Raw genomic sequence first — 23,781 nt, forward strand, 5'->3', positions numbered from 1 at the left:
TTTTTAATAATCACTATCAGAAAGGTAGTTATTATTTTCAGATGTTTTGCCAGCGCAGAAATAGAAAACGCCCCGACGGGCGGGGCGTTTTTGAGGGGGAAGAGATAGTGCGCTGTCAGCCTTCCTCGCGCCAGCTGCGCAGGCGGATGGCGGCGTAAATCAGCGCCGCGCCTGCGGCCGCACCGAGCCAGACGGCCGGCAAGGCCAGGCTGGACCAGGAATTGCTGAACACATCGATGCGTGTCATGTGCGATCCCCCCTCTGCCAGGGCGTGCATGCGCGGCAGCAGTTCCGGTTCGAACAGATACCAGCTGCCGGGGAGGGTACCCAGCAGGGCGCGTCCGATGACATTCATCTGTATCCAGCTGACATCGCTTTCCGTCTGCGTCAGCTTGCCGGCCCAGACTGTCAGGATGAGCAGCAGCAACGGCACGCCGACGGCCCACAGGAAGACTTTCGACTTGGCCCAGCTCGATACCATCAGCAGCCAGCCGACAGTCGGCAAGGCCCACAGGCAATACACGGGCAGCAAGCCAAACACGCGCAGCGGTCCCAGGTACAGGCCGGAAGAGCCCAGCAGTTCGGCAAACACGTGGATGCCGTTGGCCGCCAGCACGCCGCTGAGGATCAGGATCAGGGCCAGCGACGTCAGGCTGGCGGCGGCGGCCACGATCAGCGGCGCGACCAGCAGGGCGATGGCCGCTTTCGACAGCACCGTCTGCGCATCCGAGATGGGCAGCGATTTCCAGAACAGCACGCTGCGGTCGCGGCGGTCGTCATGCAGGGCGCTGAGGCAATAGAAAAACACGAGGAAGCCCAGCGCCAGGAACAGCGGCGCGGCCGTGTACGTATAGTTGTTGGCGACGGCGTCGATGATTTCCGTGCGGCGCGGGCCAAAGGTGCGCGTATTGAAGACGGTGCTCCAGGAAATTTCCTCGCCATTGACGATGAGCGCCGTGTGCATTTTGGTCTTTGCGACGGTCGCGGCCGCCATCAGGGCGCCCAGCACCGTCATGACGACGCCGATCACGGCAGGCGTCCACACCAGCATGCCCTTGTGTTCCCACAACTCGCGCCGGAGCAGCCATTGCATCTTGTTTACAGGGGAAATACTCATTGGTACGATCCTTTCATGGTCGCGACAAACAGGTCAGCCAGGCTGGGCGTGCGTACTTCGCCGAGGGCCGCCAGCTGGGTGCGGGCGACGCCATCGAACAGCATCACGGACTTGCCGAACACGCTGCGTTCGCTGATCGGCTGCAGGGCGCGCGCCGGATTGACGTGCTGCGGGCCCACCATCACCTCGATATAGCGCTCGCCCACCTCTTCCATGCTGGATGCCAGCACGATCTTGCCGTCGCGAATGAACATCAGGTCGCTGAGGATGTGTTCCACTTCCTCGATCTGGTGCGTGGTGATGACGATGGTCTTGTTTTCATCGAAATAGTCTTCCAGCAAGTTCTGGTAGAACTGCTTGCGGTACAGAATGTCTAGGCCCAGGGTCGGTTCGTCGAGCACCAGCAGTTTGGCGTCGATGGCCATCACCAGCGCCAGGTGCAGCTGCACCACCATGCCCTTCGACATGGCCTTGACCTTCATCTTCGGCGACAGCTTGGTGTGGGCCAGATAGCGTTCGGCCTTGCTGCGGTCGAAACGTGGATGCACGCCGGCAACGAAATCGATGGCGTCGGCCACGCGCAGCCAGCCCGGCAGGATGGCCACGTCGGCGATGAAGCACACGTCGTCCATCAGCGCGTCGCGTTGCACGCGGGGATCGCGCCCCAGCACGGACAAGTCGCCATCGAAGCCCGTCAGGCCCAGGATGGCTTTCAGGGTGGTGGTCTTGCCGGAACCGTTAGGCCCGATCAAGCCGACGATGCGCCCCGGCGCGATATCGAAGCTGATGTTGTCGATGGCCACCTGCTTGCCATACTGCTTGCGCAGGCCGCGCGCGCTGATGACGCTGTCCTTGTTCAATGCATTCATGCGTTCTCTCCGTGTGCGCCGCCGTCGCGGCTCGCTTGCAGCAGTTGATCGAGATCAAGGCCCAGGCGGGTGATGTGTTCCAGCAAGGCTGGCCATTCTTCGCGCAGGAAGCGTTCGCGTTCGCTGGCCAGCAATTTGTCGCGGGCGCCTTCCAAGACATACATACCGAGTCCTCTGCGTTTTTCCACCAGGGCATCGTCGACCAGTTCCTGATAGGCGCGCGAGACCGTGATGGGATTCAATTGATAATCGGCCGCCACCTGGCGCACCGAAGGCAAGGCGTCGCCGGACTGCAGCACGCCATCGAGCATCATGCCCACCACCCTGGCCTTGAGCTGGCGGTAGATGGGGCTATTGTCGTTCCATTCCGTGCTCATGGGATGCGCTCCGACAAGGGCGGGGCGGCGCGGCGCGTAAAAAGTGCTGTAGGCATCGAAGCTCCGTGATGTATTGGGTTGGTGTTGTAGTGAACTATAACAGTGGAAATATAAATGTCAACATTTTCATGTTTCTCTATCCATGGAGAAACTATAATGTTGCGTGTTTGAGAATCTTACTTGATAACTTTTGGCGTGCATCGTCGCCACAACCATGAAAGCAGAAATGATAAATTGCTTTGGAGAAGTACAAAACCTGTTCAGGCGTGCCGGTTGCGGCGCCGCCCTGTTGGCGGTGCTGAGCGCCTGCGGCGGCGGTTCCGGCGGCGGCACGGCCACGCCGTCCACCACGCCTGCCGTTGAAACGACGCGTTACCTGCTCGGTGGCACGGTCAGCGGCTTGCTGCCTGGCGCCAGCGTCGTGCTGGCGAACGGCACGGATAAAGTGACCGTCACGGCCAACGGTCCCTTCAGTTTTGCCGGCAAGCTGGCGGCGGGCACGGCGTATCAAGGCAAGGTCGACAGCGCTTCTGCCGGCCTGGGCTGCAGCATCGCGCAAGGCGCGGCAACGATGGGCAGCGCCGACGTCAGCACCCTGGCCGTGCGTTGCCTGCCCATCGTGCTGGCGGGCGTGCAGGAACAGATCCAGCGTGTCGATGGCATGGTGCAGGATGGCGCGGGCAATTATTACTTCGCCGATTCGTCCACGCAGGTGATCCACAAGCTCGCCCCTGACGGCAGCCTCAGTATTTACGCCGGCGTGCCGGGCAAGGCTGGTGCCGTTGACGGGCCTGGGATCAGCGCGACTTTCTACATGGGTGGCGGGCGTGCACCGCTGGCGATCGACGACAAGTCGAATTTGTACGTGGGCGACAGCTGCAATGGACTGGTGCGCAAAATTACGCCAGAAAGGGTGGTCACTACTTTGGCCGGCAAGCGCCGCGCCAATTGCAGCGCGATACCGCCCGAGCCGAATGGCACGCCGGTGTATGCCGATGGGCCGGGAGCGCAAGCGGGGTTCGGATGGATCTCCAGCATGGCCGTGGAGCGTAATGGCGATCTGCTGCTCGTCGATGATGGGCAGTTCCAGCTTCGCCGGGTGACGCCAGATGGCGTGGTCAGCTCCGTGCATGTCATGTTTTTCGAACCGAACAGCCAGCTGCGGGCAGGGCAGGTTGGTCAGATTGCGGTCGATGCCAGCGGTCTCATTTATTTGAGCAACTATGGCGGCAGCAAGATATATCGCCTTGATAATGGCCAGGCTTCCCTGATGGCTGGCAATGCGAGAACGACTGGCTACGATGGCAAGGGCGTCAATGCCAGCTTCAGGGGCGTACGCAGTATGGTGTTCGAGCGCAACGGCAATTTGTTGCTGGTCGACCGCGACGCCATCCGCCGCATGGCGCCCGATGGCGAAGTGACGACGGTCGTGGGGCGCATGGTGCCTGATGCTGCGGGGAAACCTGTCGACTGGAAAAACCTCGCGCTGATATTGCGCGAGAATTCAGGCGCCATGCTGGTCTTCGATTTTGCCTTGCAACGGCTGAACCGGGTGGATGCCGGCAACAGGATTACGACCGTGCCGGTCATTCTGAGCGAAGCCGGGCCGGCGGACGGCGTGGGCGCGGCAGCCCGCGTGGGTGCGGTCAGGGCATCGGGCATGTGCAGCGACCCTGCCGGGAATGTCTATCTGCTCGATGCGGCCAACAAGGTATTGCGCCGGCTCGCGCCGAATGGCAAGCTGGAAGTCCATGCGGGGATTGCCGGCCGCGCGGGCAGCGATGACGGACCACGGCTCAGCTCGACCATGCTCAGCCCCGTGGCGATCGCTTGCGGTGCGGATGGCGCCGTGTATGTGGCGGACAGGGCGCCGAATTCTGCTTCGTTTAATTTGCGCAAGATCAATGCTGACGGCGTCATGTCCACCATCGAGCAATTGCCGGCTGGAATGACAGGCATTCAGCAGTATATCCTGGCGATTGACAAGGATGGCTATATCACATGGACGGAGTCCTTCGGCGAGGGCATTTACCGGCGCCCGCCCGGTGGCGTATTTTCCTTGTTTGTATCTTTTGAGACGCTCGCGCGCTCCTTCAGTGACAGCGATTTCGGCTTGCAAGATATTCTGCCCTACAGCATGGTGTTTGACAGCAAGGGGGAGATGTATTTTGATGACTATTATCATCAGGTGGTATTCAAGGTGAATCGTTCCGGCGCCGTGAGCGTGTTTGCCGGCACCCTGTACTCGACTAAAAATATCGACGGTGCGCCTGGCGTGGGCAGCCTGTCCTTTGCCGGCATACCCAGCCTGGCCATCGACAAGGCCGACAACCTGTACCTGAGCGGCCAGGATGGCGTGCGCAAAATCGATACGGCCGGGGTCATTTCCACACCGCAACTGGCATGGGGCAATCCCATCGTGGACATCGTGGCTTTTGGCAACGGTACCCTGTATGGCTATACCGCCCGCGCCATCGTCCAGACGCCCTTGCCTTAGGTGGAGCGATGCGCAGGCGCGGCTGGCGACTCCATCAGCCGCGCCTGCAAATCCAGCGCATTGAACAGGGCGGCTCCGGCCGCCGTGTTGTCGAAGATGCACCAGCTATCCGCCTGTGTTTGTGCGTGCAATTCAGCGGCCAGCGCCGTCAGGCAATCGGCCGGGTAGTCGGAATAGTATATTTTCGGGCTGCCGTGCAGGCGCAGGTAGGTCACTTCCGTCGTCGGCACGTGCGGCCCCGGCTGGCCGGAGGGCGGATCGGCGCGCACGCGCGTGATGCGCTGCACGGTCAACAGTTCGGTGGCTTCCGCCGCGAACCAGCCTGGGTGGCGCGCCTCGCAAGCGAGCATGCCGCCGAAGCGCTGGCGCAGCGCCTGAAAAAACTGCACGGCCACGTCCGCCTCGAAACGCAGGCTGGGCGGCAGCTGCACCAGCACGCAGCCCAATTTATTTCCCAGTTGCATGACTTCTCCCGCAAAGCGATCCAGTTCGGCCGCACAGTTGCGCAAGCGCCGTTCGTGCGTGATGCTGCGCGGCAATTTCACGCTGAAGCGGAAGTGCTCGGGTGTGCTGGCGGCCCAACGCGCGTAAGTGGCGCTCTGGTGCGAGCGGTAGAAAGAGCTGTTGATTTCCGCGCAGGGCAAGACCTGGGCATAGCGCTGCAGGTGGCTGCCATCGAGGGGGAAGTGGCTGGCGGCGGCGCTGGACAGGCTCCAGCCGGCCGTGCCGACGTAATGAGTATGCATGCTGCCATTACAGCAAGGTCGGTCGGGTTCGGCTATCGGACAAACGCCCGTGACGTGGTCGGCGCCAGCCTAGTCGATGATGTCGCCGTTCAAGTCATGGCGCGTGATGTTGCCGCGCGCATCGATGGCGATCCAGCCGCCGCGTGGCTGTTGTGGCGGCGTCACGTCGCATTCCCAGTCGGGCAAGACATAGCGCAAGGTTTCGTCAACTTTATGCAGGGCGGGGCGGTGCGTATGGCCGTGGATCATGACGGTGCTCGCATGTTCGGCAAATACTTGTGCCACGGCATCGGGCGTGACATCCATGATGTCCATGGATTTTTCGCCATTGTGCTCGCGACTGCTTTTGCGCAAGCCGTCGATGATCGCCTTGCGCTGCGCCAGCGGCATGGACAGGAACTGTTTTTGCCAGGCAGGCTGGCGCACCATGGCGCGAAACTCCATGTATTGGACGTCTTTCGTGCATTCGGCGTCGCCATGCAGCAAGACGATGCGCCGGCCGGCAAGCGTGGCCACGTGCGGTTCGCTGAGCAGGGTGGCGCCGGCGGCGGCGGCAAAGCCGGAGCCGACGAGAAAGTCGCGGTTGCCGGCGATCCAGTAGACGTGCACGCCCGCATCGCTGACGGCGCGGATGGCGGCCGTCATGCGCGCATTGAACGGGTCTTCCAGGTCATCGTCGCCGGCCCAGTATTCGAACAGGTCGCCTAATAGATACAGCGCTTGCGCATATTGCGCATGGTGTTCCAGGAAAGAAAGAAACGCCGCGCTGGTGCGCGGGTGCGAGCTCTGCAAATGCAGGTCGGAAATAAAGAGTGCGGCAGGCATTGTCATCATTCAACGCTCCCAAAAAGTGATGTACATGGAGAGGCGCAAACGCTGCAATGCCTGTTATTCATGGTGCCAGAGCCGAATTAAGCGGCTTCTACCTTCTCGATGATGACGTCGGTCACTGGCACGTCGGCGAACATGCCGGCGCGCGAGGTTTTCACGGCGCGGATGGCGTCGACGACTTCCTTGCCTTCGGTGACTTTACCGAACACGGCGTAGCCCCAGCCGTCCTGGCCTGGGTAGTCGAGGAAGCTGTTGTTCTTGATGTTGATGAAGAACTGGGCCGATGCCGAGTGCGGGTCCGACGTGCGGGCCATGGCCAGGGTGTAGGTATCGTTTTTCAGGCCGTTCTTGGCTTCGTTTTCCACGGTGGTGTCGGCTGGCTTTTGTTTCATGCCTGGCTCGAAACCGCCGCCCTGGATCATGAAGCCGTCGATGACGCGGTGGAAAATCGTGTTGTCGTAGTGGCCGGCTTGCATGTAGGCCAGGAAGTTGGCAACCGTTTTCGGCGCTTTTTCGGCGTCCAGTTCAGCGGTGATCTTGCCCAGATTGGTGGTGATGATGACGGAGGTCATGATGATCCTTAATAAATTGGATGAATAATTGATTCAGCGGCGCCAGGCAGGCGGGCGCCGCAAAAACGCTATTTTACAGTTTTGCGGGCGCTGTCTTGAGTAAAGTCGCCGATTCGATCACCACGGGGGTGACGGGCACGTTCTGGTGCGGGCCCTTGTCCGCCACGGGCACGGCCTTGATCTTGTCGACCACGTCCATGCCGCTGACGACTTTGCCGAACACCGTGTAGCCGAAACCGTCGCGGCCAGGGTAGTCGAGCGGGCCGTTGTCGTTGACGTTGATAAAGAATTGCGCGGTGGCCGAATGCGGGTCGCCCGTGCGCGCCATGGCGATGCTGTAGGTCACGTTCTGCAAGCCGTTCTGCGCTTCGTTCTTGATCGGCGCTTTCGTCGGTTTCTGCTTCATGTTCTTGTCGAAGCCGCCGCCCTGTATCATGAAGCCGTCGATGACGCGGTGAAATACGGTGCCCTTGTAGTAACCGCTGTTGACGTACTGCAGGAAATTGGCCACGCTTTTCGGTGCTTTTTCCTGGTCCAGTTCCAGCACGATCTCGCCCATGCTGGTTTTCAGGGCCACGTGCGGCGTTGGGTCGACGGCGGTCGCCGGAGCGGCTGCCACGACGGCGCTGCCCAGGGTCAGGCCGGCAAACAGGGTGCAAAAGCGGGCCAGGAAAGACAGGCGTTTCGATTTGATTTCTTGCATGAAGGCGTCCTTGATCGTTATTTTTCTTTAAACTTGCTTTAATTGTAAAGAAGTGAAAATTCGGTTGAACATCGTAAAAACCTGATTCATATCGGGCCAGTATGGTTTTTATCAATGTTATACTTGACCGCTAACGCCCTAATTCTAACAAACAAGAACAACAATATAGCGGGTCGTACAGTCTTCGGCGCACACGGCAGTTCTGTGGCGCGGCACCCCCGGTGTCCGCGCCTGTCTGTCGTTTTGCCAGGCTGGCGACCGCTCCACTTGCAAAGCACGATGAGCAATCTAAAGATTTACAACACCCTGGCTCGCGAGAAGCAGGTATTCGTCCCGATGGAAGCGGGCAAGGTTCGCATGTACGTGTGCGGCATGACCATCTACGATTATTGCCATATCGGCCATGCGCGCATGATGATGGCGTTCGACGTCATTTACCGCTGGCTGAAGGCGTCCGGCTTCGACGTCACCTATGTGCGCAACATTACGGACATCGACGACAAGATCATCCGCCGCGCCGTGGAAAACGGCGAGACGATTTCCCAGCTGACGACGCGTTTCACCAAGTACATGGATGAAGACACGGCCGCGCTGGGTATTTTGACGCCCGACCACACGCCGCGCGCCACGGAATATGTGCCGCAGATGCTGCGCCTGATCGAGCAGCTGGAAGCCAAGGATTTGGCTTACCAGGGCGCGGATGGCGATGTGAACTATGCCGTGCGCAATTTCCCCCACTACGGCAAGCTGTCGGGCAAGTCGCTCGACGACCTGCGCGCGGGCGAGCGTGTCGACGTCAACACGGGCAAGCGCGATCCGCTCGACTTCGTGCTGTGGAAGTCGTCGAAAGAGTCGGAGCCGGAAGAAGTCAAATGGGATTCGAAGTGGGGCAAGGGCCGCCCGGGCTGGCATATCGAGTGCTCGGCCATGTCGTGCGCCTTGCTAGGTGAACAATTCGACATCCACGGCGGCGGCGCGGACTTGCAATTCCCGCACCACGAAAACGAGATCGCCCAATCCGAAGGCGCGTTCGGTCATACCAGCGTCAATTACTGGATACATAACGGTTTCGTGCGCCTGGACAATGAAAAAATGTCCAAGTCGCTGGGCAACTTCTTCACCATCCGCGAAGTGCTGCAAAAATTCGATGCCGAAGTGATCCGCTTCTTCATCCTGCGCGCGCACTACCGCAGCCCCCTGAATTATTCGGACGTGCACCTCGATGACGCGCGCCTGTCCCTGACCCGGTTGTACACGGCGTTGGCCGACGTGGCGGTGGAAGAGGGCGCCATCGACTGGAGCGAAGCCCATGCCGTGCGCGTGCGCGAAGCCATGGACGACGATTTCAACACGCCGCTGGCCGTGGCCGCCCTGTTCGACCTGGCAACGGAAGTCAACAAGAGCAAGTCGCCGGCCCTGGCGCGTCAATTGAAGGGCCTGGCGGGCGTGTTCGGCTTGCTCGAGCGCACGCCGCAACAATTCCTGCAAGCAACCGTCGGCGCGGCCGCCGGCGGCCAGGATGAGGCGGCCGGCATCGAAGCGGCCATCGCGGCGCGCAGCGCGGCGAAAAAGGCGCGCGACTTTGCCCAGTCCGACAAGATCCGCGCCGAATTGTTGGCTGCGGGCATCATTCTTGAAGACAAGCCTGACGGCTCGACCAACTGGCGCCGCGCATGATGCCAACGTCCAGGGAAAACGGGGAAGCCCCGGTGGCGGCGCAGGTGATCCAGGTGCCGCATTACTGGGAAGAGGCGAAGATCGAGCTGATGAAGCGCGACCGCATCATGAAAAAGCTCATCCCGCAATTTGGCGACCTGCACCTGGTCGGCCATAGCGACCCGTTTACCACCCTGGCCCGTTCGCTGGTGGGGCAGCAGATCACGCCCAAGGCGGCGGATGCTGCCTGGAAAAAGCTGCTGCTGGCTTGCCCGAAATGCACGCCTTCGCAAGTATTGAAGGCAGGCGCCGAGCAGTTGTCCGCCTGCGGTTTGTCCAAACGCAAGACCGAATACATCCTCGACCTGGCCGACCATTTCAAGGCCAAGCGCGTGCACGCGAGCCAGTGGGACCAGATGGATGACGAAGCCGTCATCGCCGAACTGGTGCAAATCCGCGGCATCGGCCGCTGGACAGCCGAGATGTTTCTGATATTTAATCTGCTCCGGCCGAATGTCTTGCCGCTCGACGACCCCGGTTTGATCCAGGGCATCAGCGTCAATTATTTCTCCGGCGAACCAGTTTCCCGCAGCGATGCGCGCGAAGTTTCCGCCAATTGGGAACCGTGGCGCACCGTGGCGACGTGGTATTTGTGGCGCAGTCTCGACCCTGCAGCCGCCCCTGCCGCATCCGATACAGCCCCCGGCGCACCAGCCGGTACGGTAAAATAAACATAGATGACGCCGCGCGCCCTGGCGCCGTGGCCGGTAAAACCTGGAGGTACAATGACTAAAACGACTTTCCTCAATTTTGAACAGCCGATCGCGGAACTCGATTCCAAGATCGAAGAGTTGCGCTTCGTGCAAGACGATTCGGCCGTCGACATCTCGGAAGAGATCGACCGCCTGGCCAAGAAGAGCCAGCAACTGACCAAGGATATCTATGCCAAACTGACCCCTTGGCAAGTGGCGCAGATCGCGCGCCACCCGCAGCGCCCCTACACCATGGATTACGTGAATGAAATCTTTACCGATTTCCACGAATTGCATGGCGACCGCAGCTACGCGGACGATTTGTCCGTCGTCGGCGGCCTGGCCCGCTTCAACGGCCAGCCGTGCATGGTCATCGGCCATCAAAAGGGCCGCGACACGAAAGAGCGCGCCATGCGCAATTTCGGCATGCCGAAGCCGGAAGGCTACCGCAAGGCCATGCGCCTGATGAAAGTGGCTGAAAAGTTCAACTTGCCGATCTTTACCTTCGTCGACACGCCAGGCGCCTTCCCCGGCATCGACGCGGAAGAGCGCGGCCAGTCGGAAGCCATCGGCCACAACTTGTACGTGATGGCGGAACTCAAGGTGCCGCTGATCGCCACCATCATCGGTGAAGGCGGTTCCGGCGGCGCGCTGGCCATCGCCGTGGGCGATGCCGTGCTGATGCTGCAATACTCGACCTATGCCGTGATCTCGCCGGAAGGCTGCGCCTCGATCCTGTGGAAGAGTGCCGAGCGCGCCTCCGACGCGGCCGAAGCGCTGGGCCTGACGGCGCACCGCCTGAAAGCCATGGGCTTGATCGACAAGATCATCAACGAACCGCTGGGCGGCGCCCACCGCGATCCGAAACAGATGGCAACCTTGCTGAAACGCGCACTGGCCGATACCCTGCGCCAGTTCCACGGCATGAAAACCAAGGACTTGCTGGCCGCGCGCCATGAAAAACTGCTGAGCTACGGCAAGTTCAAGGAAACCACGCCGAGCGAGTAAACCATCGCCGGCGCAGGCCGGCAGCAAGAACACCAGGGACAGGCAGCCAAGCGACATCACTCGTTTGGCCACCTGTCCCTCTTTGCATTCCTGGAGTCTTATGAAAAAGCAACAAACCGCCACCGTCGCCGACATCTTCGCCAGCGCGCTGGCAACTTGCGGACCGCAAGCCGGCGAAGCGGTCGGCATCGCCCTCAGCGGCGGCCTCGATTCCTCGGCCCTGCTGCACCTGGCGCATGCCTGGGCGCAAGAGCACGGCGTGGCCCTGCACGCGTTCCACGTGCACCACGGCCTGAGCCCGAACGCGGATGCGTGGCTGGCCCACTGCGGGCAGTTGTGCGCCGGCATGGGCATCGCCTTCGAGGCACGCAAGGTCACGCTGGAAAAGAATGCGAAAACGGGCACGGAAGAGGCGGCCCGCAAGCGCCGTTACGCGGCCCTGGGCGAGCTGTGCGCCGCGCATGGCGTGCGCCTGCTGCTGACGGCGCACCACCAGGATGACCAGGCTGAAACGGTGCTGCTGCAATTGCTGCGCGGCTCCGGCACGGCGGGCTTGTCCGGCATGGATGGCGCCAACAGCGCGCCCGAGCTGCTGGGCAATCCGGACCTGGTGATGGCGCGCCCGCTGTTGCCCGTGTCGCGCAGGCAACTGGAAGCGTACGTGGCGAAACACGCGATCGCGCACATCCACGACGAATCGAACGACGATCCCCGCTTTGCCCGCAATGCCTTGCGGCACCAGGTGATGCCCGTGCTGGCGCAGGCCTTTCCCGGCTTCCAGGAACGCTTCGCCCGCAGCGCCCAGCACGCGCAATCGGCGCAGCGCCTGTTGACGGAACTGGCGACGCAGGACCTGGCGACCTGTCTCGACGGCGACTGCATCGAACTGGCGAAATTGCGTGCGCTGAGCGCGGACCGCTGCTACAACCTGCTGCGCCACTGGTTCGGCACGCGCGGCTTGCGCATGCCGTCGACGGCGTGGTTGGCGGAAATGCTGGCGCAGCTGCTGGAGGCGCGGCCCGATGCGCAATTGCTGGTCACGCATCCCGAATGCCACGTGCGGCGCCACCGCGACCGTCTGTACCTGACGCCGAAGCTCGATGACCTGGCCGGCATGCGCGAGCGTGACGATGCGGGCATTCCCGGCCTGGAAAAAGCCAGCCAGGAATTCATCTGGCAAGGCGAGGCCAGCCTGGCGTTTCCCGCGTATGGCGGCGTGCTGCATTTCGATGCGGTGGAAGAGGGCGGGCAGGGTATCGATATTGCCTGGTTGCAATCTCAAACCTTGACCATCGATTTCCGCCAGGGTGGCGAGCGCTTGAAACTGGCCTTGAACCGTCCCACCAAGAGCTTGAAATACCATTACCAGGCGTTTGACGTGCCCGCCTGGGAGCGCGAACGCCTGCCCCTTGTCTGTGCGGCGCAACAATTGCTGTTCGCGGCTGGTATTGGCCTCGATTGCCATTGCCTGAGCTTGCTGGATCGTCCCCGCGTGGCTTTGCGCTGGGTCTCCTGCTGAGCGTAAGGGCAGCCGCCACGGCCACTCCCGGGGTGGCTGCCAAGCGGCTGCCCATGCGCTCTCGACTGCATGGATTGGTTATTTCCATATACGCAATCGGTATGAGCTAATGCGCTTTTTAGCTTGTTATTTTGCATTGCGGCATGTAGAGTAAAGCCCTCCTTTTTTATTCTTCTTGAGCGGAAACTTCACTCTTATGGCTTTAATCGTCCACAAATATGGCGGTACGTCGATGGGCTCGACTGACCGTATCAAGAATGTCGCCAAGCGCGTTGCCAAGTGGCACGACGCAGGGCATCAAATCGTGGTGGTGCCATCCGCCATGTCGGGCGAGACCAACCGCCTGATTGGACTGGCCAAGGAAATCATGGATCAACCCGATCCCCGTGAACTTGACATGATCGCCTCGACAGGCGAACAAGTGTCCGTCGGCCTATTGTCGATGGCACTGCTGGCGATCGGCAAACAAGCCGTATCCTATGCTGGCTGGCAAGTCGCGATCAAGACCGATTCCGCCTTTACCAAGGCACGCATCCAGTCGATCGATGACGAAAAAGTCAAACGCGACCTCGATGCAGGCAAGATTGTCATCATTACCGGTTTCCAGGGCGTCGACGAACACGACAACATCGCGACCCTGGGCCGCGGGGGTTCGGACACCTCGGCCGTGGCGATCGCCGCCGCCATGCAGGCGGCCGAATGCCTGATCTTCACGGACGTCGACGGCGTCTACACGACCGACCCGCGCGTGGTCTCCGAGGCGCGCCGCCTGAAGACCATCACCTTTGAAGAAATGCTGGAACTGGCTTCGCTGGGTTCCAAAGTGCTGCAGACGCGCTCGGTGGAATTTGCCGGCAACTACCGCGTTCCCACGCGCGTGCTGTCGTCGCTGACCGACCCGATGTTGCCGCTGGAAATAGAAGCCAATTCAGGCACCCTGATTTCGTTTGAGGAAGATACAAACATGGAACAAGCAGTCATCTCCGGCATCGCCTTCAACCGCGATGAAGCCAAAATCACCGTGCTCGGCGTGCCCGACCGTCCAGGCGTGGCGTACCACATCCTGGGACCGGTGGCGGACGCGAACATCGAAGTCGACATGATCATACAGAATCAGTCGGTAGACGGTAAAACGGACTTCACCTTCACCGTCTCGCGCGGCGAATACACGCGCGCGCTGGCCGTGCTGGAAGCGAACCGCGAATCGCTGGGCGCGGCCAGCATCACGGGCGACGCGAAAGTGTCGAAACTGTCCGTCGTCGGCGTGGGCATGCGCAGCCATGTCGGCGTCGCATCGCAAATGTTCCGCACCTTGTCGGAAGAGGGCATCAACATCATGATGATCTCCACTTCCGAGATCAAGATCTCCGTGCTGATCGATGAAAAGTACATGGAACTGGCCGTGCGCGCGCTGCATAAAGCGTTCGAGCTGGAAAAAGCTTAAATATCCAAAAATATTGCCCCACGCCCTTGACCAAAGGGGGGGCAATCGATATTATGACGTTCGTCGCTGCAGCGCAGTTAGCTACAGAGACATAGTTGAGTAATCAGCTAGGAGACGTGGCCGAGTGGCCGAAGGCACATCCCTGCTAAGGATGCATACGGCTTATACCTGTATCGTGGGTTCGAATCCCACCGTCTCCGCCAGAATCAAATAAAAAAGCCTCCCCTGCGGGAGGCTTTTTTATTTGTCTGGACGGAACGGTGGGATTCGAAGGGCGGGGCCGTGCCGGCCCAGCCCTCTCCGAATCGCCATCCCACCGCGCTGCGCGCGGCACGTTGGCCGCGCAGCGGCCAACGCCGTCCCCTCATCTCAGGCTCCGGCAGCCAGCTCCCCCACCGGCGCCATTTCCTCAGCAATAAATACAACAAGTGACTTAGTGTGAGTATTGACTCTTTGTCATTATGGATAATGGCAATGTTATTAATAAAAATACGCATGCCCAGCCATGCTTCCATTGTCCAGTCCAATCGAGGAGTTGTCATGTCCCACCGCCTTCCCCGCAGGTACGTGTCGCTGTGCCTGGCCGCCATGCCGTTCGCTTGCAGTGCCGCCTTCGCCGCGGAAAGCACGGTCAATCTGAATGTCGACCTGAACCTGCAGTCCGTGCCCAAACTCGAGCTGCGCCTGTTGCAGGAGCCGCCGAAGCTGAAGGCGCGCGCCAGGCCCGCCAACCGCGCGGCGAGCAAGCGCGACGAGTACGAGAAAGCGTACGACCTGTACATCCGCTATGCCAACGGCAGCATCTATAACCCGACCACGGCCAAGCATGACAAGGTGCGCCTGCGCTCCTACCAGCAGACGGACGGCCTGGCGCTCGATGGACGCGACGAGAATGCGGCCACCTTCATGGCGCCCACCGTGGTGATGGCGCCGGGGCAAACCGTGCGCTTCAAGCTGCATAACCAGTTGCCGGCGCTGCCGGACGAGCAGTGCGCGACGAGCGATATCAATGCAGCGCGTCCGCTTGGCTGCTTCAACGATACCAATCTGCACTCGCATGGTCTGTGGGTCTCGCCCTCGGGCAATAGCGACAACGTGTTGATATCGATCAAGCCTGGCGTGGATTTCGAGTACGAATACAATATTCCCATCGACCATCCGGCCGGCACGTTCTGGTATCACCCGCACCAGCATGGCGCGACGGCGATGCAGGTCGCCAGCGGCATGGCCGGCGCGCTGGTGGTCGAAGGCGACCGTTATCCGAGCGCCACGGCGAATGGCGACCTCGATGTGATACTGAAGCCATTCCAGCCCGACGACGGCAGCGGCAGCGCCGGCGAGGTGATGCTGCTGCAGCAAATTCCCTATGACTGCCCCAGCAACAGCCTGACGCCGACGACGCCGTGCGCCACGGACGGGGTAGGCGTGCTGGAGGATTTCGGTCAGGTCAACGATCCGAATGCCTGGCTGAAGTCGGGCCGCTATACCTCCGTCAACGGCAAGGTGCAGCCGGTGCTGAAGATGAAGACGCAGCGCCTATACCGCTGGCGCATGATCGACACGGGTTTCCAGGCAACCGTGGTGCTGCGCATCCGCCGCGCGAACGATCCGCAAAAGCTGTTCAAGGCGCTCAGCGTGGCCAACCAGGACAAGGACGTGATGGAGCTATGCGATGGCGAGGACGTCACGCAGTTCGAGGTGGCCAGCGACGGCTTGACGCACGACAGGATCATCCCCAAGACCTTGAACTACCTGCAGCCGGGCTACCGCAGCGATATCCTGTTCTCGCTGCCGAAAGCCGGCGCCTATTGCGTATATGCGGAAACCAACGTCAACAACATGACGACGATGCATGACGTCAACAACACGCGCCTGATCGGCGTGATCGCCGCCAGGACCAACGCCAAGGCATCCGCACGCGTCAGGTCGGGCGAGTCGCCGCGCGATTTCCTGCTGGCCGAGTTGCGCAATGCCGTCCAGAGCCTGCCCGGCGCCCAGTTGCCCGATAGCGTCAAGAGCACGATCCTTGGCGACCTGGAGAATGGTTTCAAGCTCGGCAAGTTCGTCCCGCATGCGGGCTTCAGCGCGGCGGCAAAGGACGCGATGCGCGGCAAGAAGAAGGAGTATGTGACCTTCAATATCGCCAAGTTGGGCGGCAAGGCCCGCTTCATGGTGGAAGGCAAGCCGGAAGACTCGCCGATACCCGAGCTGAAGTATGTCTATGACCCGCACCGCGTCGACCACACGCTGGTGCTGGGCACCGAGCAGATCTGGGAGCTCGCTTCGAAGAATGGCAGCCACCCCTTCCATATCCACGTCAACCCCTTCCAGATCATCGGCATTACCCGCACCGACGGCGGCGCGGTCGATGCGCAATACAAGGACCTGATCGGCACGTGGAAAGACACCTTGCTGGTGATCGAAAAGCACAAGATCGAGATCGCCACGCGTTACCAGCGCTACATCGGCGAATACGTGCTGCATTGCCACATCCTCGAACATGAAGACCAGGGCATGATGCAAAACGTCAAGGTGGTACTGCCGGATGGCAAGGGCGGCGGCGACGCGGGCGGACACGGACACTGACCGTTCCTGGCGGCAGCGCGTCCGGCGCGCTTCCGCCTTTCCCAACCTGCCTCTGGAGCAACTGCCCATGTTACGCATGAAAACTTCCCTTCTTCCCCTCCTGGCCGGCTTGCTGTGCGCGGGCGTCTGCACCGCGGTACAGGCGCAGGCTGGCGTATCTTGCCGCCCGGAATTGCAGGCCCAGGCGGAGCCGGGCGGCGCGCGCGTCGTGCGCTACCGCAAGAATATCGATGAGCTGACCCCGGCCGAGCTTGACGCCTTCAAGCATGCGGTGAGCGAGATGAAACGCAAGAGCCAGGAAAACGTGTATGACCGGCGCGGCTTCCTGTGGCAAGCCTGGGTGCATAACTGCACCTCCGTCGACGTCTTCAATGACCGCCAGGCGGCCTTGCCCGGCGACAGGCTGAAGCAGTTGCTGGGCGATCCGACGCGCAACAGCTGCGACATTGCTTATTTCATCGACAAGGTGGCGACCGAGGACAATGCCCACGAGGAATTCCCGGGCGAGTGCGAGCACCAGAAGAACACCTTCCTGCAATGGCACCGGGCGCAGCTGTACTTTTATGAGCAAGCCCTGCAGGCGGCCGACCCGAACGGCGAACGGGGCCCCAGCACGCGCAACGTCGCGCTGCCGTACTGGAACTTCACCCGCAAACCTTCCGGCGTGCGCTATCCGAAAGCCTTCGAGGATGTCGATTCGCCGCTGTACGATGCCACGCGCAAGAGGGAGGGGCTCGACAGCTCGCTGGCCACGGCTTCCCCCAACTTGCTGGCCTACCAGATCTACTACATGGATTGGGCCGATTTTGGCGGCGACGAATACGGCAGCCTGGGCGGCGGCAATCTGGAGACGAAGATCCACAATCACATGCACGCCACCTACATGGGCGGCAATATGGGCGACAACGTCACGGCCGGCCTCGATCCGCTGTTCTATGCATTCCATAATTTCCTCGATTACAGTTTCGAGAAGTGGCTGGACGAGCATGGTGACGCCGGCATACGCGGCAGCGGGCGCACGGCGTTCATGCGCAGCGAACAGGACGCCAGCTTGCCACGGCCCATCGGCTGGAGCGCCGGCAGCGGCGATGCCCAGCGCAGCGATTCGGGCGACTATACGGCCAACATGGGCCAGGCGGTGCTGTACTTCGACACCCTCCGGCAAGGCTATGGCTTCCAGCCGCGCTATGGTGGCGAGTTTGCCCGCAAGAAGGATATCCAGGCCTTGATCGACCGGCACCAGCAGGCGGGGTTTGTATTCGGCGATAACCAGAAAAGCCTGTTCGCCGCCCTGCTCAGCGACGATGCGGCCGATGGCGCGGTCGCCAGGCCCGACCTCACCGTGACCAGCGCCTACACGATCCCGGCGCGGCGGGTGGCCAGCGACAAGCGGGCGAACATGGTGCTGGACCGCGCGCATGCGGACGAGGACTACAGTTTTCAGGCCGATATCTACCTGTATCCCGCCAAGGTGACTGCGCGCATCGGCGACAAGGCGTTCCGCGACCGCTACCTGGTCACCAGCACCAGCCACTGGGCTCTGTCCGGCGCCCACCAGCATGATAAATATGTCATCGAAACGGATATCACCGGCATCGTCGACAGCCTGGTTCCCAAGAAGCGCAGGCAGGCCTGGCGCATCACGGCGGCCATCACCACGAATGACAAGGGCCGCGGCCTGATACGGCAAGGCGATTTTTCCACGCCCGTGATCCAGGTCGTCGACCGCCGCAAACCTGCCGAACCCAAGTATGAGGAGAGCAAGCCATGAGCGAACGGACCAGCTTCAAGCGCGATGTGCAGGGCCTGTTTTCCCGCTACGTGGCCGACATGAACAAGATCAAGCTGTCGAACCCCGAGTCGACGGGCGTGCAGCGGCTGTACCTGAATGACTATGCGAGCGTGAAGGCGTTTGCCTGGCAAATCCAGGTGGCCATCCACGGTTACGACTATGACAGCCGCAACGCAAAATGGCGGGTGGACGCCGGGCACCGCCTGCGCGCACCGGGAGGGCGGGAAGGCGAGTATGTCATGTCCGCGCCGCATCCGATGCCGCCCGACGGGCCGATGCCGCAGGAAGGCATCGATATCTTCGACCAGTGGGTCAGGGACGGCATGCAGCCGTGACTCTCAGGCCAACCGGCACAGACACCCTTGATGATCAGGAGTTCAGCATGGCATACACAGGTTTGAGAATTCACCCGGCCATCGGCATCGCCCGCGTCGGCAACAGCGAAGAATACTATCTGGGCCCGGAAAGCCTGGCCGGCATGCCGCTCGATGGCCAGGATGGCACGGGAGGCTTGCCGATCCGGCCCGGCACGGAAGACACGACCATCGCCAGCACCGAATTGCGCGACGCGAGCGGAAAGCTCAAGCGGCAGGCGGCCCGCTTCCGCATTTACCAGTATGCGTTCGACGCGGCGGACGGCGTGGAAAGCTACCCGCTGGGCCGGCGGGGCGCGGCAGCCGAAGTGGCCATCGGCAGCATGGTCGATGGCAAGATCGTCAAGGACATCGTCTGGACCGTGCACCTGGCCAACAAGAAAGCCAATAGCTGGGAGGGCGGGGAAGGCGTGGCGCCGTTCGACAAGCAGCGCGCGCCAGCCCTGCGCAATCCGGCCTTCGGCACGCCAGGCTCGCCGCATTTCGGCACGCCGGCCGACCCGCTGCGCCTGAAGCTGCTGGTCATCGACCCCGGACCGCGCACCGTGCAGGCTTCGCGCCAAGGCGTGCAGCAGTTCGATACATCGACGCCGCCGTCGTGCGCGGATGCGGCCAGCGGCGCCGTGCGCAGCCTGCCCGACTATCCCGTGTCGTTCCCGCGTGGCGGGCAGCCTGGCGCGCCGGCGCAAGGCCCTGGCGCCATCATCGCCTCGCTGGGCGCCATCACGACGGAAAAGAATGGACGATTGCTGGTGCTGGGCGGCTATGGCAAGGCCTGCGGCTTCGACGCGCAAGGCAATTATTCGGCCGCCGCCGTCCTGCACGACAATGTCAACAATGACAACTGGTTCGATGACGTGGCCGATGGTCCCGTCACGGCCATGCTGCTTTTTGCCGACGGCACGGCGCGCAGCGTCGAGGGCGGCGCCTGGGTGATCTCGAGCGACCCGTCGTACGCGCCGCAAACGGCGAACGTCGTATCGCTGTGGGACGACCTGTATTGCACTTGGCTGGAAAAGATGGCGCTGCGGCCCGCCGTCCATGCGGACGGCCGCTACCAGACGGGCTACCGGAGCAATTTCAGCACCGATGTCCAGCCCATCCTGCGCGCGGCCTCGCTGCAGCGCTGGACGACCAGTTTGCCGGCCAGGGCGATCAAGGAGCACGACTTGCTGGGCAAGATGAAGGCGGAAGGCCTGACCTACCCGATCATGAATTTCATCCGCCATCCCGACCAGACAGGTGCGCCGTCGCTGAAGCCGCAAATGCCGCTGTCGCTGGGCGATGCGGGCAGCAGCCTGCTGACCCTGACCCGGGCCCAGTATTTTTTCATGGACCAGTGGGCGCATGGCCATTATGTGGCCGACAGCGGCGATTTCCTGCTGGGCGCGGGCGAAGCGCTCGACCGTACGGTCCTGTTCAACTGCCTGGGCGGCCGCTACAGCCCCGGCATCGAGATGGGTTTTATCGTGCGCGACCCCGGCCTGTACCGGCAGGCGTGGCGGCGCCATGATGCCGGCGGCCCATTCCGCCTCAATGCCCAGCATCTCGATTACGCGACCGCCGTCAGGGACCAGCCTTTCCTCGGCGCCGGCTACATGCCGCTGCGCGGCGGCGAGGTGCAGCCCGGCGACGTGTCGAAGTTCATGGCCTTGCCGTGGCATACCGATTACAACTCGTGCGCCACGCATTTGCCCGACCCGAATCCCGGCGGCACGGTGCTCAATAACCAGCCGGCGATCGATGCGGCCACGGCGCTCAATGGCAATGGCTACAATACCTTGCTGTATTCCTCCTGGCCGGCGCAGCGGCCCGTGGCCGTGTACACGTACGAGGACGTCGTCGCCAATGGCGGCGAATTGGCGACGCCGCGCTATTCCGTGCGCGGCAAGGGCACGCGGGCCGATGGGGTGCCGTCGACCACCCCGGAAAATGCGGAAATCGACCGGCCCGCCATGCATGTGGGCCGCTACCAGGACCGCGCGCAGTTCCTGCTGAACTGGCACCGCATCGGCGTGGTCGTGCAAAGCACGGCGATTGCGCGCAAGGCGGGCGAAAAGGCCATCTGCAAGGATTACTACCTGGAAGTCGAAAGCCTGTTCGACAGCGATGAAAGCAACCTGGTCGAGTATTGGCGCAACACGGCCATCGACAAGGTGTACCGGCCGAAGCCGCAGCCGAAACCGAAGCCCTGATGGCGGCCGCAGACAGTCCCGGCGCGGCAGGGCCATCGCGGCAGCGCTACCGGGTCGCCATCATCGGCGGCGGCCCGGCGGGCTGCGCCTGCGCGCTGGCGCTGGCGCAGCATGGCGTGCACGACGTGCTCGTGATCGAGGCGGGCGACTACGCTCAATTTCGCATCGGCGAAAGCATTCCGCCCGAAGCCAACCGTCTGTTCCACACGCTGGGCATTGTGCAGGATTTTTTCGCCGAGGCGCACGCGCCTTGCCATGGCAGCTGTTCCTGGTGGGGCAGCGACAAGCGCGGCTACAACGACGCGCTGCTGCATCCACTGGGCCATGGCTGGCACCTGGAGCGCTCCCGTTTCAATGGCTTCCTGGCGCGCCAGGCGCGCTTGCGCGGGGCGGAAGTGCTGCTGCGCGCCAGCCTGGCCGCGTCGGCCCCGGCGCAAGGCGGCGGTTTTACCCTGGAATTGATGCTGGGCGATCTCGCGCACCCGCAACCGGCCAGCATCCATGCCGATGTGGTGGTCGACGCCAGCGGCACGCGCGCCGTCTTCGCGCGCCAGCGCGGCAGCCGCAAGGTGGAAACGCTGCCGCTGGTCTGTCTGGCCATGCGCTTCGCCGCCCCCGACGGCCCCCGTTCCGGCCTGACGCACCTGGAAGCGGTCGAACATGGCTGGTGGTATGGCGCCCATCTGCCCGACGCCACCATGCTGCTGGCGTTCTACAGCGACGCGGCCACCGTCAAGGCGCGGCGCTTGCAGCATGTCGCGCACTGGCTGGAAGGGCTGGCGGCCGCGCCCAATACGGCAGCGCTGGCCCGCGGCGCGGTGCCGCTGGCAGGCGGCGTGCAGAGTTTTCCCGCGCCGTCCTACTGCCTCGAGCAACTGCATGGCGACGGCTGGCTGGCCATCGGCGACGCCGCCTCGGCCTACGATCCCGTCACCTCGCAAGGCATCGTCAAGGCGCTGGCCAACGGCATGGCGGCCGCTGGCGCCATCGCCGGCCATGCCACCCTGGACGCGGTGGCGCAGATGGTGGCGCAGCGCCATGCGCAGTACCTGGCGCAGCGCCAGCAGTACTACGGTTGGGAGCAGCGCTGGCCCGCCGCGCCGTTCTGGCGCCAGCTGCATGCGGGTGCGCAGGCGCGCTAGCGGACTTATCGCCGCTGCGCTTCGCGTTCGAGGGTATCCCTGCCGATGATCTTCAGGCTGGCGCCGCCCTTGAACGGCAGCGCTTCCTCGCTGCCCGCCGTCTGGATGCCGGCCGAGACGCCGATTTCGGCCGTCACATCGACGAATTCCGTACGGAACATGCGCAGCTCGGTATGCTTGATGACGCTTTGCAGCGCAATCGACTGACCCGGCGCGATGGGGGTGAAGGCGCGCTTGAGCGCGTGATTGGCCAGGCCTGTCTTCAATACCTGGCTTTGTTCGCTCGCGTTGTCGATCAGGCGCATATTGGGCCCCCGCGCTTGCATGTATTGGAGCGGATAGCCGACTTCCCCATTGCCGATATTCTTGATGACCACCTCGATGCGCATGTCGCTGCCCGTGAAAATGCAGGCCGGATTATCGATGCAGTGGGCGCTGATGGAGAGGATGTCGTTCGGCATGGCGTTTCCTGGGAGTTGTAGGGACACTGCGAGCAGTGCGATTAGGAGCCGTTCAGGATGATATCGCATTTGATCTGCCGTCCTATTTTCGTCCGTAGCAAGTCCTGCACTTCGATGGCGATCTGCCAGGCATGCCGGTCACGGATGACGATGGAGCCGGCCGAATTCATGATGTTGGCAGCGGCCGGTTCCGGCTCCTCATCGTCCGAGAGCGAAGGCACGGGCGCATCCCAGCTGCCGTCCGGCTTCTTGTATTTGACGGTCTCGTCGTCTCCTTCCACATACGAGTACTCATCCGGCAGGCCATAGCAGTGACCGAATTCATGGGCGTGTGTCTGGCCATCGGTCGAGGCGGACACGTCGATGATGGTACCCGTCACGCTTTCGCGGTCGTAGCGTTTGTGGATCTGCATGACGTAGTGCTCGTTGCTCTCCACATAAACGACGCGGTAGATGATGGGCAGGGTGCGCGTGCCGCATTCCGGATCGCTGATTTTCATCTGGAATTTATTGTTCCAGTGGCTTTCCAGCCCCGTGGTGGCGATGCCCTTGACGTACTTGATGACGGCGGCGCGCTGCTTGGCCCGCGTGGCGGCCTGCGGGGTACCCTTCTCGCGCTCTTCCAGCGCCTGGTCGGCAGGTTCGAGCACCGTGATCACCTTGACGCGCAATTCGGCGATGATGCCGGTATTCGACTTGACGGGCACGTAGATCTTGTAGCGCACGGTGTCGAAATAGTTATGCGGCGCGCCAGTGGCGCCGAAGGTGTTGTTGTAGCGCGGCACGCTGGAGACGCTAATCTCCTTTTCATAGTCGGCGATCCAGCAGGCGGGGCGCTTGATCAGCACTTCCTTGCGCTGCTTGTTGTCGACGGGGCTGGTGCTGGACGTACCCGTTGCCTTGAATTTCGGTTCGGGGTTGGGCGGCGCCTTGGCCGTCGTACCGGGAGCGGGCGCCTTGGCGCGCGTGTCCGAGCTGGGCGCAGGAGCCTGGTCAGGGCCGTTCTCCGTCTCGGGCAACTGGCCCGGCGACTTGAGCAGTTCGATCACCAGCGCCTCGACGGCGGCAGCGGCCACGATGTGGGTCAGGCCCCTGGCGTCCGTCATGCCCGTTTCGATGCTGCCGTCGGCGCGCTTGACG

The 23,781-nt window shown here is 62.2% G+C and carries 19 protein-coding genes and 1 tRNA gene; 12 read left to right on the forward strand and 8 right to left on the reverse strand.

Features of this window, described 5'->3' with window-relative positions; all coding sequences use genetic code 11:
- Positions 1-115: 115 nt before the first annotated feature.
- The 3 genes from O3301_RS18225 to O3301_RS18235 are packed head-to-tail and all read right to left on the reverse strand — an operon-like array spanning position 116 to position 2,363.
- The gene (locus tag O3301_RS18225) at positions 116-1,117 is read right to left on the reverse strand and encodes a hypothetical protein (protein WP_289911778.1); all 1,002 of its coding nucleotides are present in this window, start codon (positions 1,115-1,117) and stop codon (positions 116-118) included.
- Complete coding sequence (locus O3301_RS18230) at positions 1,114-1,986, reverse strand: ABC transporter ATP-binding protein (protein WP_289906649.1); 873 nt, start codon at positions 1,984-1,986, stop codon at positions 1,114-1,116. The genes O3301_RS18225 and O3301_RS18230 overlap by 4 nt, the downstream gene beginning before the upstream one ends.
- On the reverse strand, positions 1,983-2,363 hold the full coding sequence (locus tag O3301_RS18235) for a GntR family transcriptional regulator (protein ID WP_289915998.1): 381 nt from the start codon (positions 2,361-2,363) through the stop codon (positions 1,983-1,985). The genes O3301_RS18230 and O3301_RS18235 overlap by 4 nt, the downstream gene beginning before the upstream one ends.
- Before the next feature lie 226 nt (positions 2,364-2,589).
- Here O3301_RS18235 and O3301_RS18240 point away from each other — a divergent pair, with 226 nt between their 5' ends.
- On the forward strand, positions 2,590-4,860 hold the full coding sequence (locus O3301_RS18240; RefSeq protein WP_289915997.1) for a hypothetical protein: 2,271 nt from the start codon (positions 2,590-2,592) through the stop codon (positions 4,858-4,860).
- Here O3301_RS18240 and O3301_RS18245 read toward each other — a convergent pair.
- The 4 genes from O3301_RS18245 to O3301_RS18260 form a co-directional block, all read right to left on the reverse strand.
- On the reverse strand, positions 4,857-5,606 hold the full coding sequence (locus O3301_RS18245; protein WP_305057072.1) for a DUF72 domain-containing protein: 750 nt from the start codon (positions 5,604-5,606) through the stop codon (positions 4,857-4,859). The genes O3301_RS18240 and O3301_RS18245 overlap by 4 nt on opposite strands.
- Positions 5,607-5,675: 69 nt before the next feature.
- Positions 5,676-6,431: a UDP-2,3-diacylglucosamine diphosphatase gene (locus O3301_RS18250; RefSeq protein WP_077402238.1), complete on the reverse strand. Its 756-nt coding sequence runs from the start codon at positions 6,429-6,431 to the stop codon at positions 5,676-5,678.
- Between the two features lie 86 nt (positions 6,432-6,517).
- Positions 6,518-7,009, reverse strand: coding sequence for a peptidylprolyl isomerase (locus tag O3301_RS18255; protein WP_035817428.1), 492 nt, complete (start codon positions 7,007-7,009; stop codon positions 6,518-6,520).
- A gap of 73 nt (positions 7,010-7,082) precedes the next feature.
- On the reverse strand, positions 7,083-7,712 hold the full coding sequence (locus O3301_RS18260; protein WP_099664682.1) for a peptidylprolyl isomerase: 630 nt from the start codon (positions 7,710-7,712) through the stop codon (positions 7,083-7,085).
- A 279-nt stretch (positions 7,713-7,991) separates the two neighbouring features.
- On the opposite strand from O3301_RS18260, the gene cysS reads away from it, so the two are divergent.
- The 11 genes from cysS (at position 7,992) to O3301_RS18315 (ending at position 22,180) form a co-directional block, all read left to right on the forward strand.
- A complete protein-coding gene (gene cysS / locus O3301_RS18265) occupies positions 7,992-9,389 on the forward strand; it encodes a cysteine--tRNA ligase (protein ID WP_305057073.1) in 1,398 nt (465 codons plus the stop codon).
- A complete protein-coding gene (locus O3301_RS18270; protein WP_369811602.1) occupies positions 9,386-10,099 on the forward strand; it encodes a DNA-3-methyladenine glycosylase in 714 nt (237 codons plus the stop codon). The genes cysS and O3301_RS18270 overlap by 4 nt, the downstream gene beginning before the upstream one ends.
- A gap of 54 nt (positions 10,100-10,153) precedes the next feature.
- Complete coding sequence (locus tag O3301_RS18275) at positions 10,154-11,128, forward strand: acetyl-CoA carboxylase carboxyltransferase subunit alpha (protein ID WP_034756951.1); 975 nt, start codon at positions 10,154-10,156, stop codon at positions 11,126-11,128.
- A gap of 100 nt (positions 11,129-11,228) precedes the next feature.
- Positions 11,229-12,647 (forward strand): tRNA lysidine(34) synthetase TilS, encoded by a 1,419-nt coding sequence (tilS, locus tag O3301_RS18280; protein WP_305057074.1) that lies wholly within the window; start codon positions 11,229-11,231, stop codon positions 12,645-12,647.
- Positions 12,648-12,843: 196 nt separating this feature from the next.
- Positions 12,844-14,091: an aspartate kinase gene (locus O3301_RS18285; protein ID WP_099664679.1), complete on the forward strand. Its 1,248-nt coding sequence runs from the start codon at positions 12,844-12,846 to the stop codon at positions 14,089-14,091.
- 110 nt (positions 14,092-14,201) lie between these two features.
- Positions 14,202-14,294: transfer RNA gene (locus tag O3301_RS18290), tRNA-Ser, on the forward strand.
- A gap of 337 nt (positions 14,295-14,631) precedes the next feature.
- Positions 14,632-16,677, forward strand: a complete 2,046-nt coding sequence (locus O3301_RS18295) for a multicopper oxidase family protein (protein ID WP_305057075.1) — start codon at positions 14,632-14,634, stop codon at positions 16,675-16,677.
- A gap of 67 nt (positions 16,678-16,744) precedes the next feature.
- Complete coding sequence (locus O3301_RS18300) at positions 16,745-18,448, forward strand: tyrosinase family protein (RefSeq protein WP_305057076.1); 1,704 nt, start codon at positions 16,745-16,747, stop codon at positions 18,446-18,448.
- Positions 18,445-18,804 carry a hypothetical protein gene (locus tag O3301_RS18305; protein WP_289906656.1) on the forward strand — a complete coding sequence of 120 codons (360 nt, stop codon included), beginning with the start codon at positions 18,445-18,447 and terminating at the stop codon, positions 18,802-18,804. Before O3301_RS18300 ends, O3301_RS18305 begins: the two co-directional genes overlap by 4 nt.
- Positions 18,805-18,851: 47 nt before the next feature.
- The gene (locus tag O3301_RS18310; RefSeq protein WP_305057077.1) at positions 18,852-21,038 is read left to right on the forward strand and encodes a LodA/GoxA family CTQ-dependent oxidase; all 2,187 of its coding nucleotides are present in this window, start codon (positions 18,852-18,854) and stop codon (positions 21,036-21,038) included.
- Entirely contained in the window at positions 21,038-22,180 is a 1,143-nt protein-coding gene (locus O3301_RS18315; protein WP_305057078.1) for an FAD-dependent oxidoreductase, read from the forward strand. Before O3301_RS18310 ends, O3301_RS18315 begins: the two co-directional genes overlap by 1 nt.
- Positions 22,181-22,185: 5 nt before the next feature.
- Here O3301_RS18315 and O3301_RS18320 read toward each other — a convergent pair whose 3' ends face one another.
- Positions 22,186-22,641 carry a hypothetical protein gene (locus tag O3301_RS18320; RefSeq protein ID WP_099664668.1) on the reverse strand — a complete coding sequence of 152 codons (456 nt, stop codon included), beginning with the start codon at positions 22,639-22,641 and terminating at the stop codon, positions 22,186-22,188.
- Positions 22,642-23,781 lie beyond the last annotated feature (1,140 nt).

This window comes from Janthinobacterium sp. SUN211, assembly GCF_030587315.1.
Taxonomy (GTDB): domain Bacteria; phylum Pseudomonadota; class Gammaproteobacteria; order Burkholderiales; family Burkholderiaceae_D; genus Janthinobacterium; species Janthinobacterium kumbetense.

Coding starts and splice junctions, on each gene's coding strand:
- O3301_RS18230 (WP_289906649.1), bottom strand. CDS start 1,986: ATGAATGCATTGAACAAGGACAGCGTCATCAGCGCGCGCGGCCTGCGC.
- O3301_RS18310 (WP_305057077.1), top strand. CDS start 18,852: ATGGCATACACAGGTTTGAGAATTCACCCGGCCATCGGCATCGCCCGC.
- O3301_RS18275 (WP_034756951.1), top strand. CDS start 10,154: ATGACTAAAACGACTTTCCTCAATTTTGAACAGCCGATCGCGGAACTC.
- O3301_RS18260 (WP_099664682.1), bottom strand. CDS start 7,712: ATGCAAGAAATCAAATCGAAACGCCTGTCTTTCCTGGCCCGCTTTTGC.
- cysS (WP_305057073.1), top strand. CDS start 7,992: ATGAGCAATCTAAAGATTTACAACACCCTGGCTCGCGAGAAGCAGGTA.
- O3301_RS18250 (WP_077402238.1), bottom strand. CDS start 6,431: ATGCCTGCCGCACTCTTTATTTCCGACCTGCATTTGCAGAGCTCGCAC.
- O3301_RS18305 (WP_289906656.1), top strand. CDS start 18,445: ATGAGCGAACGGACCAGCTTCAAGCGCGATGTGCAGGGCCTGTTTTCC.
- O3301_RS18315 (WP_305057078.1), top strand. CDS start 21,038: ATGGCGGCCGCAGACAGTCCCGGCGCGGCAGGGCCATCGCGGCAGCGC.
- O3301_RS18235 (WP_289915998.1), bottom strand. CDS start 2,363: ATGAGCACGGAATGGAACGACAATAGCCCCATCTACCGCCAGCTCAAG.
- O3301_RS18300 (WP_305057076.1), top strand. CDS start 16,745: ATGTTACGCATGAAAACTTCCCTTCTTCCCCTCCTGGCCGGCTTGCTG.
- tilS (WP_305057074.1), top strand. CDS start 11,229: ATGAAAAAGCAACAAACCGCCACCGTCGCCGACATCTTCGCCAGCGCG.
- O3301_RS18225 (WP_289911778.1), bottom strand. CDS start 1,117: ATGAGTATTTCCCCTGTAAACAAGATGCAATGGCTGCTCCGGCGCGAG.
- O3301_RS18320 (WP_099664668.1), bottom strand. CDS start 22,641: ATGCCGAACGACATCCTCTCCATCAGCGCCCACTGCATCGATAATCCG.
- O3301_RS18245 (WP_305057072.1), bottom strand. CDS start 5,606: ATGCATACTCATTACGTCGGCACGGCCGGCTGGAGCCTGTCCAGCGCC.
- O3301_RS18270 (WP_369811602.1), top strand. CDS start 9,386: ATGATGCCAACGTCCAGGGAAAACGGGGAAGCCCCGGTGGCGGCGCAG.
- O3301_RS18285 (WP_099664679.1), top strand. CDS start 12,844: ATGGCTTTAATCGTCCACAAATATGGCGGTACGTCGATGGGCTCGACT.
- O3301_RS18255 (WP_035817428.1), bottom strand. CDS start 7,009: ATGACCTCCGTCATCATCACCACCAATCTGGGCAAGATCACCGCTGAA.
- O3301_RS18295 (WP_305057075.1), top strand. CDS start 14,632: ATGTCCCACCGCCTTCCCCGCAGGTACGTGTCGCTGTGCCTGGCCGCC.
- O3301_RS18240 (WP_289915997.1), top strand. CDS start 2,590: ATGATAAATTGCTTTGGAGAAGTACAAAACCTGTTCAGGCGTGCCGGT.